Origin of the sequence: Erythrobacter sp. NAP1, assembly GCF_000152865.1 — a bacterium.
Taxonomy (GTDB): Bacteria; Pseudomonadota; Alphaproteobacteria; order Sphingomonadales; family Sphingomonadaceae; genus Erythrobacter.
In genome coordinates this window covers 2,726,876-2,740,741 of record NZ_CH672390.1, presented here as the reverse complement: position 1 = coordinate 2,740,741, position 13,866 = coordinate 2,726,876, and the positions used below count along the sequence as shown (strand labels likewise).

The following is a 13,866-nucleotide window of genomic DNA, read 5'->3' as shown; positions in this document are numbered from 1 at the left end:
CGCTTCGGCGATACCTCACGCCGCATTTGCGCTATAAACGCTTGGCCTTGAGGGCGGGCCCGGTTACCCGGTGCTCACATGCCCATCGGCCCTCTCTCCCGCCGCGCACCTGTGCGCGTGCAGCCTTTCTTCGGCTATCGCAACGCGTCGCGCCTCACCATAAATGCGCGCGCAATCCGTTCGCGGGAACCTGAATTCGAAAACCGCAGCTTCTGGCGCGATTTCTCGACCATGGTGCGCCAATATATGAGCCACGAGGTCCCGGGCCTGCCAGTTGAACTCGAATACAGCTACGGCGATGCTCCGAGCGTTACCCATACTGCCGTGACCGGGCCGGAGGGCTTTGCGCGTTTCGACCTCGAACTGCCCGCACCCTTTATTCCGCCCAAGCGCACCCGGTGGGAGAAGGCGACGCTGCGCTGGGGCGAGGGAGAGGAGGCTTCGGCCTATATCCTTACGCCGGGAAGCGAGACGCAGCTGGGCATCATCTCGGATATCGACGACACGATCCTCGAGACCGGGATCACGGGCAATTTCCGCAAGATCGCGCGCAACTGGAAAAGGGTCATGGCGCAAATGCCGTCGCAGCGCGTGATCGTACCGGGGGCGAGCGCGTTTTACGCAGCGATTGGCGGCAATCCGGCAGGCGCACGTGAACCTGCAAAGGCGATCGACGAGCTTGCGCCCGAAGCGCGCGTTCGCCCGGTCTTCTACGTCTCGTCGAGCCCGTGGAACCTGTTTTCCTATCTCGTCACCTTCAAGCGCGAGCGCGGGCTACCGCTTGGGCCGGTGATGCTGCGCGACTGGGGCTTCAACCGCAAGACACTGGGCAAGGAAGGGCACGGCTCGCACAAGCGCGATGCGATCGAGCGAATCCTTGCGACCTTCCCAAACCTCAAATTCGCGCTCATCGGCGACGACACGCAGAAAGACCTCTCCGCTTTTGGCAGCATCGTAAAGGCGCATCCGGGCCGAATCGCGGCAGTCTTCATTCGGTCAGTCGCGGGCGAACCCTTGAGCGATGAGGAACTTCACGCAAAAGAGGTGATCGAAAAGGCCGATGTTCCGCTATGGACAGGCGGCGATTACAGCTCGGCTGCCGATTTTCTTGCCGAAACCGGGCTCGATTTCGAAGGCGGGGTCGAACGGCTGGTCCGCACGGCCAGCGAGGGAACACCGGGCTGATTGACAGCGCGCGAACGGAGACACGACGAGTGAAGACATTTCTGACCATCCTCGGCGTGATTGCCGTCATAGGCATTGGCTTCGGCGCCTATCTGACCATGACCCTGTCGCGCAACGGCCCGGCATTGCTGACGGCGATCGACCGCGTGGCTGGGGGGGACGGCGGCGCCAGCGAGCTCGAAGTTGCCTCCACCGGCTCCCACCCCGCGCAAAAACTGCACGTCTGGGGCGCGGAAGACGCGGCCGGCGATGATCGCCCGGTGCTTGTCTTCGTCCATGGCGGGGGCTGGCGCAGCGGCGATCCGGGCACTTATGGATATTTTGGTAGAGCATTTGTGCCAGAAGGGTTCATCGTCGTTCTCGCAGGCTATCGCCTGGGCGAAGACGGCGTCTATCCCGGAATGCTCGAGGACACCGCAAGCGCGATTGCCTGGACCAAGGCCAACATCGCCCGACATGGCGGCGATCCGGAACGGATCGTGCTCGCTGGGCATTCAGCAGGCGCTTACAACGTCGTACAGGTCGCGCTCGAGGATCGCTGGCTTGCCGCGCACGGGCACTCTCCTGCCGATATTTCCGGCGTGATCGGGATGGCGGGCCCTTACGACTTCGCGCCGTTCAAAAGCGATTCGACCATTGCCGCCTTCGGCCATGTCGAGGACGCAGGTTCAACCCAGCCGATCAACCATGTGAGCGCCGATGCACCGCAGATGCTTCTGATCAACGGCCAGAAGGACGAGCTGGTCGGAGCGCGCAATGCACGGGTGCTTGCCGAGAAACTGGAGGCTGCGGGCGGCCAGGCGCTCACCATTCTTCCCCAAGAGATGGACCATAACGGGCCTATCGTCAGCCTCGCCGCCCCATGGCGCGGCAACAGCGACTTCTTCGACCTCGTCTCCGGCTTCGCGATAGCCGTGACCAACGAGGCACGCGACGTTGCGACGACACGCGACGAGGTTTCAGTTCCCGTTCAGGACGAAACGGGTTAGCACCACGCTCGATGCGCCCCGTCCTGATCCCCGCCCGCTCGCTAGCCGCTTACGCGCTCGCATTCTTTGCCGCCTGTGCGATGGCGGTCCAGCCGGTTTCCGCGCAGTCGATCCTGCGCGATGCGGAGACCGAAGAGCTGCTGCGCGATATGGCATATCCGCTGATCGAGGCATCCGAGCTTGAGCCGGAAAACGTCGAGATCGTGCTGATCAACGACAACTCGATCAATGCTTTCGTTGCCGGCGGCCAGGTCGTTTATGTCCATGCCGGGCTCCTGAATGCGGCGGAAACCGCTAACGAGGTGCAGGGCGTTCTCGCGCACGAACTTGGCCACATCACCGCAGGCCACGTTGTCCGATTCAACGAACGCACGAGCGCTGCCCAGGGGATCACGATCCTTTCGCTGCTACTCGGAGTGGGCGCCGCGCTTGCAGGTGCGGGCGATGCGGCGTTGGGCGCAGTGCTGGCCGGACAGCAGGCCGCTGTCGGCAGCTTCCTCGCCTTCAACCGCAATCAGGAAGCCGCAACCGACCTTGCCGGCGCGCGCTACCTTTCGGGCGCAGGCATTTCGGGCAAGGGCATGCTCGATTTCTTCGACCGACTGCGCGACATGGAAATCCGCCGCGGTTTCAGCCAGTCCGAAGCCGCGTCTTACGGGCGCACTCACCCGCTCGCCGGCGATCGCATTCAAACCCTCCGAGGCCTGTTGCAGGAAGACGCGTCATGGGACACGCCGCCCGATCCGGAATTGCAGGAACGCTTCCTCGCCGCGCAGGCCAAGCTTTACGGCTACCTCGCTGAGCCGCAGCGTGTGATGCAACGTTACCCGGAGAGCGACCAGAGCGTACCTGCACGCTATGCCCGCGCCTACGCCTATCACAAGGACGCGCAGGTCGAGAAAGCCGTGGCTGAGGCGGATTCGCTGCTCGGAACCGAACCTAACAATCCGTACTTCCTCGAGCTCAAGGGCCAAATCCTGCTCGAATCGGGCCGCCCCGCAGATGCGCTTCAGCCGCTTCGCCGCGCGGTCGACCTTACACTCGGCCAGCCGCTGATCGCCGGGATGTTCGGCCATGCGCTGATCGCAACCGAAGACGAGGCCAATTTCGATGAGGCGGAACGCGTCCTGCGCTCTGCCGTCTCGCGCGACCGGTTCAATCCGTTTGCCTGGTATCAGCTCGGCGTGGTCTACGCCGCGCGCGGCGACATTCCGCGTGCGCGCCTCGCCAGCGCCGAACAGCAGGTGATGAGCCGCCGCTACCCCGAGGCCTTGCGCAGCGCGCAGGCCGCCGAGGCGGGACTGCCCGTCGGCTCGCCCGACTGGATCCGCGCACAGGATATCTCGCTTCAGGCGCGCGCCGCGCTGGAACGGATTCGCGACAGCCGCTAAACGTGGGCCCCAATGGATAACACCTTCAAGAATTCGCTCCTGACCGCGATCACCGCGCTCATCTTCGGTTTTCTCGGTGCAGCCGCCTGGTCCTATGCGGGCCTCGCGGACAATCGCACGCGCACTTACCTGATGGAGAACCCCTCGATCCTTCAGGACGTCGCGCAGGCTCTGTCGGACGAGCAGGCGCGCGAACGCCTCGCTTCGGTGGGGGACGAGCTCTTCACCCCCTTCCCCGGCGCGATCATCGGCAATCCGCAAGGTTCCAAGGTGCTGATCGAGTTCACCGACTACAATTGCCCCTATTGCGAGGCGAGTCTCGCCGATGTGCAGAAACTCGTCGCCGAAGACCCCGACCTCAAGGTCATTATGCGCGAGTGGCCGATCTTTCAGGGCAGCGAAGACGCCGCCCGCATGGCTCTCGCCGCAGGGATGCAGGGCAAGTACCGCGAATTTCACGAGACCATGTTCGACCTTGGCGACACCTCGCCGCTCGGCGTAGAAACCGCCGCGCGCCAGATCGGCCTCGACATGGAGCAGGCGCGGGCTGACGCTGCGAGCGAAGCTGTCAGCCTCGAACTCGTGCGCAATCTGACCTTCGCGCAGAGCCTCGGCTTTTCCGGAACGCCTGCCTTTATCGCGGGGGAGACCCCGTTTGGCGGAGCGGTCGGTTATGAGGCCCTCAAGGAAGCGCTCGACGAAGCGGACAGCTGATGGTCGCACGCCTAATCCCGGCGCTGTGTCTCCTCGCGCTGCCCGTTGCAGCTAGGGCCGAGGTTAACTGGGACCGCATCGACCTTGCTGCCGAGCGCGCTGCAATCGAGAACTACCAACGTTTCGACCAGCGCCTTCAGGATGTGGGCTGGAAGCTGGTGCGCGGCAACGCCGATTTCTGCGACCGGGTGATCCCGTCGATCGGCCTGCAATTGCAGGACTTGGCCAGCTATGGAGGGCCAGCAATCGCACGCCGTGCGCTCGGCATGACCGGCGATTTCGCGGTGCAGACCGCGGCTCGTGGATCGCCTGCGGGGACAAGCGGAGCGTTTGCTCAGAACCGCGAAGTGGTCGCGCTCGGCGCGCTCGACCCGAACAGATGGGAGGCGGAGGACCGCCTCGACTGGGCGCGGCTCAAGCGGGCGCACGACCATGTCGACGCACAGCTTGAAGGTGCCGGCTCGATCAAAATCGCCTTCGCCGACGGCGACGTAGCGAACCCCGCAGCGGTCCCCGTCTGCGCCACGCGTTTCGAGCTCATGGGCGATGGCCGCAAGGCGGTTGCAGATGGCGAGCGGGTGGTGATCGGGATCAAGTTCGAAGCATTCTCCTACGACGAAGACGTGTTTGCGGGCGTTGTTGCGCATGAGCTTGCGCACAATTTCCTCGGCCACACCGCATGGCTCGACCGCAATGGACGCGGACGCCGCAATGTGCGCCGGACCGAGCGCGAGGCTGACCGGCTTATGCCATGGCTCATGGCCAATGCAGGCTACGATCCGGTCGCGGCGCAGACTTTCATGGAGACATGGGGCAAGCGCCACGATGGCGGGCTGCTGCGCGGGCGAACGCATGATGGCTGGGACGAGCGCGCGGAGTTCATCGCGGCAGAAATCCCCACGATCCGCGCTCTGATTGAGCAGACCGGCAAGGCCGACTGGCGAGCCTATTTTCGCCGCGAGGTCGATCCGGACGCCGGGCTTTAGCGCGCGGCCAAACGCTCGTGAAACTGCGGCAGGCGGTTGCGCATATGCGCCCACCGCCGCCGCGTGGCGCAATAGACCATGCGACGAACCGAAAAATCGGCTACATGAGGCATCATGTCGATGATGCGCATCCAGCCTGCGCCCTTTTTCGCGAGCAAGAACCGTGCGTTCTGGAACCTGCAGCTTGCAGGCTGGGGCGGCTATTTCCTGCTCCGTACAGTCGTCGCGGTTGCCAACGACCAGCCTCTGAACCTGCTCGCGGTGCTGGTCGTGACCACAGTTACCGGCTTTTCGATCAGCCTCATCCTGTCGGTCATCTATCGCCAATTGATCGACCGCCAGCCCATCGTCACCTGGGGCGGATCGGCTGTCGCGCTGATGGGTGCGGTGATCGTCTATGCGAGCATCGATGCGTGGCTGCAGGGCCTCTATTACGGCGCCGCGCGCGAGACGACCTTTGCCCAGCGCTTTATCGGGCTGTCCTTCATTCCGCTGACGCTGCTGGGCGCATGGAGCGCGCTTTACTACGCCATCAACTTCTTCCTGACGGTCGAGAAACAGGCCGACAGGCTCGAAAGGCTTGAGGCTCAGACCACCGCCGCGCAGCTCGCCATGCTGCGCTATCAGCTCAATCCGCACTTTCTGTTCAACACGCTGAATTCGATCAGCACGCTGGTGCTGCTCAAGCAGACCGAGCCTGCCAACGCTATGCTGACGCGTCTGTCGGGCTTTCTTCGCCATACGCTCATCACCGAGCCGGGCAGCCAGGTGACGCTCGCGCAGGAGGTCGAGACGCTCAAGCTCTATCTCGACATCGAACGCATGCGTTTCGAAGAGCGCCTGCGCACCCATTTCGAGATCGACGATGCGGCGATGGATGCGTGCCTTCCGGCAATGCTGCTTCAGCCGCTGATCGAGAACGCGATCAAATACGCCGTCAGCCCGCAGGAGGAAGGCGCGCGCATCTCGCTGACCGCCCGCGTGATTGGCGAGCGGCTTCGCATCGCGGTCGAGGATACCGGGCCGGGCATCGAAGGTCCCGTTCAGCTTTCTATGCTAGAACACCTGCCCGAAGGCGCCGGAAAGCCGGTTTCGACCGGCGTCGGCCTTGCAAACATCCGCAATCGGTTGATGCAAGGCTACGGCGAGGATCACGTCTTCGAAACCACCTCACAGCCCGGCGGCGGGTTCACCGTGCTGATCGAGATCCCCTTTGAACCTGTAGAGAAATCGCAATCCGCTCCCTCAGCGGCATCAAAAGGCAGACCCGCGAAATCCGCGTCCCCCGCAAATGAAACGCCGGACAACGTGGTCGCCCTCAACCCCCAACGCGCAATCGGGAACACATAATGACAATTCGCACCATCATCGTCGACGACGAGAAGCTGGCCATTCAAGGCCTCGAGTTAAGGCTCAAGGCGTTCGAGGATGTCGAGGTGATCGACACCTGCTCGAACGGGCGCGAGGCCATCCGCAAGATCAAGACCGAGAAGCCCGACCTCGTCTTTCTCGACATCCAGATGCCCGGATTCGACGGCTTTTCGGTCGTCAAAGGCGTGATGGAGATCGAACCGCCGCTGTTCGTCTTCGTCACCGCATTCGAGGAACACGCGATCCGCGCATTCGAAGCCAATGCGGTCAACTACCTCATGAAGCCGGTCGACGAAGACAAGCTCGCCGACACGGTCGAACGCGTTCGCCAGCGCCTTGCCGAGAAGAAGTCGGCTGAGGATGCCGAACAATTGATGGACGTGCTCGCCGAAGTTGCGCCCGATCGCGCGGCGGACTTTGGCGGCGATAGCGCCGAAAGCGCAGATCGCTTCGAAAAGCTCATCAACGTCAAGGATCGCGGCCAGATCTTCCGCGTCGAGGTCGACCAGATCGAACGCATCGAGGCCGCGGGCGACTACATGTGCATCTACACCGCCGAGAACTCGCTGATCCTGCGCGAGACGATGAAGGACCTCGAACGCCGCCTCGACCCGCGCGTTTTCCAGCGCGTGCACAGGAGCTGGATCGTCAATCTCGACCAGGTGCGGCAGGTGAAACCGCACACGAACGGCGAATGCTTCCTGGTGCTCGATTCGGGCGCAGAGGTGAAGGTGAGCCGGTCATATCGCGATGTGGTCGCGCGCTTTGTGCATTGACCTCAATCCTCGTCATTGCGAGGAGCGATAGCGACGAAGCAATCCATGGAGCGGTGCTCTAAACCGAGAGCGCGCGCCATGGATCGCCACGGGGCTTTGCCCCTCGCGATGACGATATTGGGGCTGATATGTCATTTGGGTTAGTCGGTTTCGACCTCGACAAATTCATCCGCGAAACGCTTGCCGAGGATCTTGGCGAGGGGCTTGAGGGTGGCGGGCGCGATGTCACTTCAGAAAGCGTGATCCCCGAAGACGCGCGCTTTGCAGGCGTCATGGACAGCCGCGATGCCATCGTGGTCGCAGGCCTTCCGCTGGCGGAAGCAATCTTCCGCCATCTCGACCCGCACTGCACCGTCCGCAGCCTTGTCAGCGATGGCGATGCGGTGGAGCCGGGTGCAGACCTCATGCACCTCGAAGGCAATGCCCGCGCGCTCCTGACCGCAGAGCGAAGCGCTCTCAACATTGTTCAGCACCTTTCGGGCATCGCTTCGATGACGCGCGATTATGTCGCAGCGATGAGCGTGGGCAGCGCCAAATGCGTGCTGCTCGATACGCGCAAGACGCTTCCCGGTCTGCGCGCGCTCGAGAAATACGCCACGCGACAGGGCGGCGCGCAGAACCACCGCATGGGCCTGTGGGACGCCGCCATGATCAAGGACAACCACGTCGCGGTCGCAGGCAGCGTCGGCGAAGCGGTCGCCCGCGCTCGCGAGGCGGGCGTCAGTCCGATTATCTGCGAGGTCGACCGGATCGACCAGATCGAACCCGCGCTCGAAGCGGGCGCGCATCACCTCCTGCTCGACAACATGTCGCCGGTGATGCTCAAGGAAGCGGTCGCACTGGTAAACGGGCGCGCCAAGACGGAGGCTTCGGGCGGGATCAACCTCGACACCATCGCAGCCAAGGCCGAAAGCGGGGTCGACTATTGCTCGGTCGGACGCTTGACCCAGAGCGCGCCAGCGGCAGACGTCGGTCTGGACTTCAAACCGCTGTGAGCCTGGCCAGAAACCCGCGACCTGCTTCGATCCATGGCTTCGCGCTGCTGACAATCGCTGCAGGCCTGTCCGATCTCATCGAGAGCCTGCTCTTTATAGATCCGTCGTCTTATGAGTACTTGTTTCCGATTATCGACTGGACCCGCGAAACGGTGATCGTCTTTGCCTCTGCGATGTTCACGATCGTTCTCATACCAGTCGTGGCCGTCTGGTTCTTTGCCAGCCGCACGGCTCGTACCATCGTCACGGTCATGTTCGCGATTTCCCTCCCGTGGCATTTGCTGACCGTATGGTCGGCGGTCACCGACCTCGTCCAGAGCCCGCTCGACCTGCTCGAGGCGCTTGCCGTCATTGCCGCCATCGCCCTCCTGCACAGCCGCGCTTCCTCGCGCTGGCTGGAGCGAAATGGTCGCCGCCCGGAGGCCGCGCTTGCTTAAGGGAAGGCTCGTTTCAGCTGGCTGCGTACTCATCCTTGCAAGCGTCCCGGCACTCGCAAACGCACAGGCCTATCAATGCCGCACGCCGCAGGTCTCCAGCGTCCCGCAGATTGCCCCTGACGGCGCAAGGCGGGACACGCCTGTCACCGGCTACACCCTCGCGCTCAGCTGGTCGCCAGAGTTCTGCAAACCGCGCGAGGACAGCCGCGCTCATCGCGTCCAGTGCAGCGGTGAAAATGGGCGTTTCGGCTTTGTCGTTCACGGCCTTTGGCCCCAATCGCCGCGCGGGAGCTGGCCGCAATGGTGCGCTGCGCAAAGCCGCCTGACCCCTGCGCAAATCCGCGAGCATATGTGCATGATGCCCTCTGCGCGCCTCATCGCGCGGCAGTGGGCCAAGCACGGCAGCTGCATGACGAGGCGCCCGGAAACCTATCTCGGCGTCACCCGCATCCTGTGGGACAGCCTCCGTATCCCAGATTACGATCGGATCAGCCGCGAAGAGGGCCTGACCGCAGGCCGCATCCGCCAGGCCTTCGCCGATGCCAACGGATCGAGCTGGCAAGCGTTTCACGTCGGCGTGAAATTAAACGAACGCGGCTGGCTGCAGGAGATACGCCTTTGCTACTCCCGCCGCTTTCGCCCTACGCGGTGCGACGATGCGCGTTTCGGCGCGCGCGATGACGTGGCGGCAAGGATCTGGCGGGGGCTGTAGAACCAGCTGGCCTGCTATACCCACTTCGCGCTACAATCGCGGCATGGCTGAGCAGAAACCCACGACCGAGCGTCAATCACGGCTCAGCGCCCCGGAAACCACCGCCGATCGGGCCTTCATGCTGGTGGAGCGGCTGCTTCTCATCTTCGTTGCAGGCATGACCGTGCTTGCAGCCGGGGTCGAAGTGGTCACCGTCTACGAGCGCGGTTCGATCAACCTTGCAGATATCCTGCTGATGTTTCTCTACACCGAAGTCATCGGGATGATCGCGGTCTACTACACCGGCAAGGGCACCTTCTTCATCTACCCGATCTTCATCGCGATCACCGCCATCGCCCGGCTGATCGTGTTGCAGGGCAAGGACATGGCGCCGGAAAACGTGGTGTTCGAAGCAGGCGCGATCCTGCTGCTTTCCATCGCGGCGCTCGTCCTTTCGCACAGCAAGGAAGCCTAGCTTCTCCTCCCTCGGGTTAAAGCCATTATAACCCGCATCGCATGCGATGGTCGGTTGCGCAAAAAAGGCTTGCCAGAGTGGCGGCGCCAAGTCCGCAACGTGGCATTGACGTCGATCAAGGAAGGCACGCTGATCCGTGGTACAATGGCGGCCATGCTAGACATCGAACGCCTCGCACCGCACGCCCACCGCATCGTCGTCATGGCCCAGTTCCAGCAAGACGATGTAAAAACCCTGCTCGACTTCGTGAAGGATCAGAACGCCTCCGCCGAAAAGGGCGGCCATCTCCTGATCGACGTGACAGCCATGGCGGGCTTTTCCTTAGCCTCGGTGGTCGAAGAGCTCGGCCACATGGGCACCTTCATGAAGTATATTTACGGTCTAGACCGGATTGCGATCGTGTCCGATGAAGAATGGATCAGGACAGCCGCGCGGCTGGAAAGTGCGCTGCTCCCAGGTGTCGTCTATGAAGTCTATGACGAAGATGAAGCTGACGCCGCGCGCGCTTGGATCATGGAAGAGGCTGACGAACCGCATAAGGGCGCTTTTCACCCGCTCTACATCGATGCCCCCGGCATTGCCGCTTTCGAGCTCACCGGCAGGCTCGACCGCGAAGAATCCGAACGCGGCGTGGCACTGGTGCGCGCTTCGCTCGAAGACCCGGAATGCTCAAACCTGATGATCGTGATCAAGCGCTGGCACGGTTTTGACCCGGACGCCGCGATCAGCCGCGAAGTCATGGCGGGCAAGCTTGAATTGATGAAAAAGATCGAACGCTATGCCATCGTCGGCGGCCCAGCCTGGATCCGCAACCTCGCGAGCACATTCAGCGTATTGGTAAAGCCTGAGATCAAGAGCTTTGAACTGGACGATCAGGACGACGCGATCGCGTGGCTCCGCGAAGAAGCCACGCAATCTGTCGGTGCTTAGAGGCTTCGGCTAAGCTGAACCGAAGGGATCGCTCGATCGAAGCCCGTTTTGCGGTAAGCCGCGCGGGCCGGAGCGTGGCTTGTGTCTCCTCCGGTAGAGACAACCGCCACCTTCATCCCAGCCGATCGCATCAGTGCAAACGCGTTTTCATAAAGCGCCGCGCCAATTCCCCCGCCAGCGAAGTCGGGGTGGACGCCGTTCAAACCGATCTCGCCGATCAGGGTCTCGGCGTTGCAACTGTGATCGCAAAAGCCAACGACCTCGCCGCTTGAAACGGCGACGTGAACGCTGTGGCCCGCCGATGCCTCGCCGCATATCTTGTCCAGCCATGCGCCCTGCGCCTCTTCGGCTTTGGCAAAGAGGAGAGGAGCGATTTCGGGACCTGCGAGCTCCCGGAAGGATGCGAAGACTGGCGCGAAAGCGGCGATACGGACGCGGTGGACTGCCGGTTTGTCCGCGGCCTTGAAGGCGCGGATGCTGAATTCAAAATTGCTCATGATTGCCTCATCGTAAATCCCGCCCGAACGCGAGAGGCCGGGCGGTCAAGGTGATTGTTTGCGATTTCGATGAGCGATCAAACCAACACGGTGCGTCCCCTGTGAGAGGGGCTCAGCATAGGTCACGCCTGCGACCCGTCAACTTGCAGCCTTCAGCGACGCTCGCGAAAGAACCCGCGCAGCATGTCTGCTGCCTCTTCTTCGCCGAGCCCTGAATAAACCTCGGGCCGGTGGAGGCATTGTTCCTGCTCGAACACGCGCGCGCCGTGTTCTACCGCGCCGCCTTTGGGGTCGCTTGCAGCATAGTAAAGACGCGCGATGCGGGCATGCGCGATGGCGCCCGCGCACATCGCGCAAGGCTCCAGCGTCACCCACAGATCGCAGCCCGTCAGCCGGTCATCTCCGAGTGCGGCGGCGGCGCGGCGAATCGCCACGATCTCGGCATGGGCTGTCGGATCGTTCTGGTCGCGCGTTTCGTTGTGTCCCTCGGCAATGATCTTGCCGTCCTTTACGACCACAGCGCCAATCGGCACTTCGCCAAGCTCGCTGGCGGCGCGCGCCAGGGAAAGCGCGCTAGACATGAAAGAGGCCGGGAAACGCATGATCTGCGCTGTCCCGGCCTCTCTTGATTAAGTCAAGCTGGTTGGGGTTATTCGCCCGGCTCGCCAGCGTCAGCTTCTTCGACATCGACGTCGAGCGTCGGAACTTCGACGGTCTCGGTGTCGCCTTCAACCGATACTTCAGCTGCGTCGACGTCATATTCGGGCAGGTTACCGCCCTCGACTTCGGGAAGTTCGGCTTCTTCGGTCTGTTCGACGTCGCAAGCGGCAAGGCCGAAAGTCGCAGCAGTCAGTGCAGCAGCAGCAATAATCTTTTTCATGTATTCCTCCAGAAAAGAACGAAGGACCGGTCCTTAGACGAACTCGGCCACATTCTCGACATAAACGTTTGGTGCCACCATAAGGTTCCAACTTGACCTTTGGTGCCCTCAAACGTATGTGCGCCGCTTTCCGGGATAACCCGAATTTTTCCACGGCGCGCCGATTCGACCGGTGAGCCTCACGCATATTGAACGAGACGAGAGATACCATGTCGCGTATTTGCGAACTGACCGGCAAGGGTCGCCAGGTTGGCAACAATGTCAGCCACGCCAACAACAAGACCAAGCGCGTCTTCCTGCCCAACCTGCAGAACGTCACGCTGATGAGCGAAAAGCTCGACCGCAGCTTCAAGTTCCGCGTGTCGACTCACGGCCTTCGTTCAGTCGAGCACAATGGTGGCCTCGACAACTGGCTGCTCAAGACCAAGGACGACAAGCTGTCCACGCGCGCCCTCAAGGTGAAGCGTGAGCTGAAGAAGGCTGTCGCCGCAGCCTAATCGCCCTTTTGGCGTAAAATGATGCGGGAGAGGCGTGCGGGTTGACCGTCACGCCTTTTTTGCGTTTGCGCAGCCTATTGCGCTTCGATCGAGGGGTCGAACACCAGCTTTGCCAGCAATGTGCGCTGCAGGACCGAGAAATTGTCGTCCGACATGATCCACACGGCGATCGTCCCATCACCGTTGGCCCGCACCGCAATGCCTTCATAGTTTTCCGGCGGTATCACAGCGTCGAGGTCGAACAGGATCTCGGCTGACCACTCGCCTGTCATGCCGCTTTTGGGAGCGTTCGCGATGGCGAGTTTCCCGGTGAATGGCGGGATACCCCAGGCAACATCGCGCAGAAGCAACAGCAACCTGCCATCGGGCAGCTGGGCTATGTCCGTCACGGCATGATCGCTTGCCGGATTTGCGAACGCGATCTCTTCAGGCGCGCCGCCTTCGACCGGATCGGCGGGGTAGATCAGCGCTTCGCTGCGACCCTCTGGAACGGCGAGGAAGCGCCCGTCCGACAGCCGCTCCATCGCTTCGAGCCCGCCATTATCGTACCAGTCGACCTCACCGCCCAGCATCCGCAACTCTTCAGGTTCGCTGCGTGCGGAGAACCGGTGGATCGCATGGGTGTTCTCGAAACCAAGCCAGAATGACCCCGTCTCCGGGTCGCGGGTGGCGGATTCTATGTCCCAGAGCATCCAGTAATGCTCGGGCTCGGCAAAATGCATGCGCGAGACACTCCGATCCTCGGGGCGCTCAAGCGGTTGGTCAGGCTCGGTTATCGTCAACAGGAAACCGCGATCCGAATAGGCTCTCAATCTCCCGCTACTGAGCGCAAGGAGCGCGGAGTAGCCTCCGAAGCGCAGGTTGGGAGCGGTGGTGTATTCCCACACGCCGGCAACGCGCCAGCCGGCCGCGTCGATGTCGCTTTCTCCGGCAATCTGCTGAAGCTCAATCGACGTCGGGTTCTCTCGGACGATCTCGCTGCGGAGCCAGACTGTCGGTGCGCAAAGGGCCGCGACGACCAGGGCCGCGATCAAACGCCGCTTGCCGCGCAT

Annotated in this window: 18 protein-coding genes; 13 read left to right on the top strand and 5 right to left on the bottom strand. The window is 62.4% G+C overall.

What is annotated here, in order from left to right:
- Nucleotides 1-78: 78 nt before the first annotated feature.
- From NAP1_RS13160 to NAP1_RS13140, 5 genes are read left to right on the top strand one after another with little or no spacing between them, the layout of a single operon-like run.
- Complete coding sequence (locus NAP1_RS13160) at nucleotides 79-1,185, top strand: App1 family protein (RefSeq protein ID WP_007165807.1); 1,107 nt, start codon at nucleotides 79-81, stop codon at nucleotides 1,183-1,185.
- A gap of 29 nt (nucleotides 1,186-1,214) precedes the next feature.
- Nucleotides 1,215-2,174, top strand: coding sequence for an alpha/beta hydrolase (locus NAP1_RS13155; protein ID WP_007165806.1), 960 nt, complete (start codon nucleotides 1,215-1,217; stop codon nucleotides 2,172-2,174).
- Nucleotides 2,175-2,185: 11 nt separating this feature from the next.
- On the top strand, nucleotides 2,186-3,565 hold the full coding sequence (locus NAP1_RS13150; protein ID WP_007165805.1) for a M48 family metalloprotease: 1,380 nt from the start codon (nucleotides 2,186-2,188) through the stop codon (nucleotides 3,563-3,565).
- A 12-nt stretch (nucleotides 3,566-3,577) separates the two neighbouring features.
- On the top strand, nucleotides 3,578-4,279 hold the full coding sequence (locus NAP1_RS13145) for a DsbA family protein (protein WP_007165804.1): 702 nt from the start codon (nucleotides 3,578-3,580) through the stop codon (nucleotides 4,277-4,279).
- Complete coding sequence (locus tag NAP1_RS13140) at nucleotides 4,279-5,265, top strand: hypothetical protein (RefSeq protein ID WP_007165803.1); 987 nt, start codon at nucleotides 4,279-4,281, stop codon at nucleotides 5,263-5,265. Before NAP1_RS13145 ends, NAP1_RS13140 begins: the two co-directional genes overlap by 1 nt.
- Here the strand turns inward: NAP1_RS13140 and NAP1_RS16720 are convergent.
- The gene (locus NAP1_RS16720) at nucleotides 5,262-5,396 is read right to left on the bottom strand and encodes a hypothetical protein (RefSeq protein WP_007165802.1); all 135 of its coding nucleotides are present in this window, start codon (nucleotides 5,394-5,396) and stop codon (nucleotides 5,262-5,264) included. The two genes, NAP1_RS13140 and NAP1_RS16720, sit on opposite strands and share 4 nt — an antisense overlap.
- Here NAP1_RS16720 and NAP1_RS13135 point away from each other — a divergent pair.
- The 7 genes from NAP1_RS13135 to NAP1_RS13105 all read left to right on the top strand — a co-directional run bounded on the left by NAP1_RS13135 (nucleotide 5,380) and on the right by NAP1_RS13105 (nucleotide 10,940).
- Nucleotides 5,380-6,615, top strand: a complete 1,236-nt coding sequence (locus NAP1_RS13135; RefSeq protein WP_040464466.1) for a sensor histidine kinase — start codon at nucleotides 5,380-5,382, stop codon at nucleotides 6,613-6,615. The two genes, NAP1_RS16720 and NAP1_RS13135, sit on opposite strands and share 17 nt — an antisense overlap.
- Nucleotides 6,615-7,412 (top strand): LytTR family DNA-binding domain-containing protein, encoded by a 798-nt coding sequence (locus NAP1_RS13130; protein WP_007165800.1) that lies wholly within the window; start codon nucleotides 6,615-6,617, stop codon nucleotides 7,410-7,412. Before NAP1_RS13135 ends, NAP1_RS13130 begins: the two co-directional genes overlap by 1 nt.
- 128 nt (nucleotides 7,413-7,540) lie before the next feature.
- Nucleotides 7,541-8,407, top strand: a complete 867-nt coding sequence (nadC, locus tag NAP1_RS13125; protein ID WP_007165799.1) for a carboxylating nicotinate-nucleotide diphosphorylase — start codon at nucleotides 7,541-7,543, stop codon at nucleotides 8,405-8,407.
- Nucleotides 8,404-8,844, top strand: coding sequence for a hypothetical protein (locus tag NAP1_RS13120; RefSeq protein WP_007165798.1), 441 nt, complete (start codon nucleotides 8,404-8,406; stop codon nucleotides 8,842-8,844). Before nadC ends, NAP1_RS13120 begins: the two co-directional genes overlap by 4 nt.
- Nucleotides 8,837-9,556, top strand: coding sequence for a ribonuclease T (locus NAP1_RS13115; protein ID WP_241761222.1), 720 nt, complete (start codon nucleotides 8,837-8,839; stop codon nucleotides 9,554-9,556). Before NAP1_RS13120 ends, NAP1_RS13115 begins: the two co-directional genes overlap by 8 nt.
- Before the next feature lie 43 nt (nucleotides 9,557-9,599).
- The gene (locus tag NAP1_RS13110; protein ID WP_007165796.1) at nucleotides 9,600-10,010 is read left to right on the top strand and encodes a phosphate-starvation-inducible protein PsiE; all 411 of its coding nucleotides are present in this window, start codon (nucleotides 9,600-9,602) and stop codon (nucleotides 10,008-10,010) included.
- 99 nt (nucleotides 10,011-10,109) lie between these two features.
- The gene (locus tag NAP1_RS13105; protein WP_040464464.1) at nucleotides 10,110-10,940 is read left to right on the top strand and encodes an STAS/SEC14 domain-containing protein; all 831 of its coding nucleotides are present in this window, start codon (nucleotides 10,110-10,112) and stop codon (nucleotides 10,938-10,940) included.
- Here the strand turns inward: NAP1_RS13105 and NAP1_RS13100 are convergent.
- From NAP1_RS13100 to NAP1_RS13090, 3 genes are all read right to left on the bottom strand, one after another.
- Entirely contained in the window at nucleotides 10,937-11,437 is a 501-nt protein-coding gene (locus tag NAP1_RS13100) for a GNAT family N-acetyltransferase (protein ID WP_007165794.1), read from the bottom strand. The two genes, NAP1_RS13105 and NAP1_RS13100, sit on opposite strands and share 4 nt — an antisense overlap.
- Before the next feature lie 152 nt (nucleotides 11,438-11,589).
- Nucleotides 11,590-12,039 carry a nucleoside deaminase gene (locus tag NAP1_RS13095; RefSeq protein ID WP_007165793.1) on the bottom strand — a complete coding sequence of 150 codons (450 nt, stop codon included), beginning with the start codon at nucleotides 12,037-12,039 and terminating at the stop codon, nucleotides 11,590-11,592.
- 47 nt (nucleotides 12,040-12,086) lie between these two features.
- Nucleotides 12,087-12,317 carry a hypothetical protein gene (locus NAP1_RS13090; RefSeq protein ID WP_007165792.1) on the bottom strand — a complete coding sequence of 77 codons (231 nt, stop codon included), beginning with the start codon at nucleotides 12,315-12,317 and terminating at the stop codon, nucleotides 12,087-12,089.
- 209 nt (nucleotides 12,318-12,526) lie between these two features.
- On the opposite strand from NAP1_RS13090, the gene rpmB reads away from it, so the two are divergent.
- On the top strand, nucleotides 12,527-12,814 hold the full coding sequence (gene rpmB / locus NAP1_RS13085) for a 50S ribosomal protein L28 (protein WP_007165791.1): 288 nt from the start codon (nucleotides 12,527-12,529) through the stop codon (nucleotides 12,812-12,814).
- Nucleotides 12,815-12,888: 74 nt separating this feature from the next.
- Here rpmB and NAP1_RS13080 read toward each other — a convergent pair whose 3' ends face one another.
- Complete coding sequence (locus tag NAP1_RS13080) at nucleotides 12,889-13,866, bottom strand: esterase-like activity of phytase family protein (RefSeq protein ID WP_007165790.1); 978 nt, start codon at nucleotides 13,864-13,866, stop codon at nucleotides 12,889-12,891.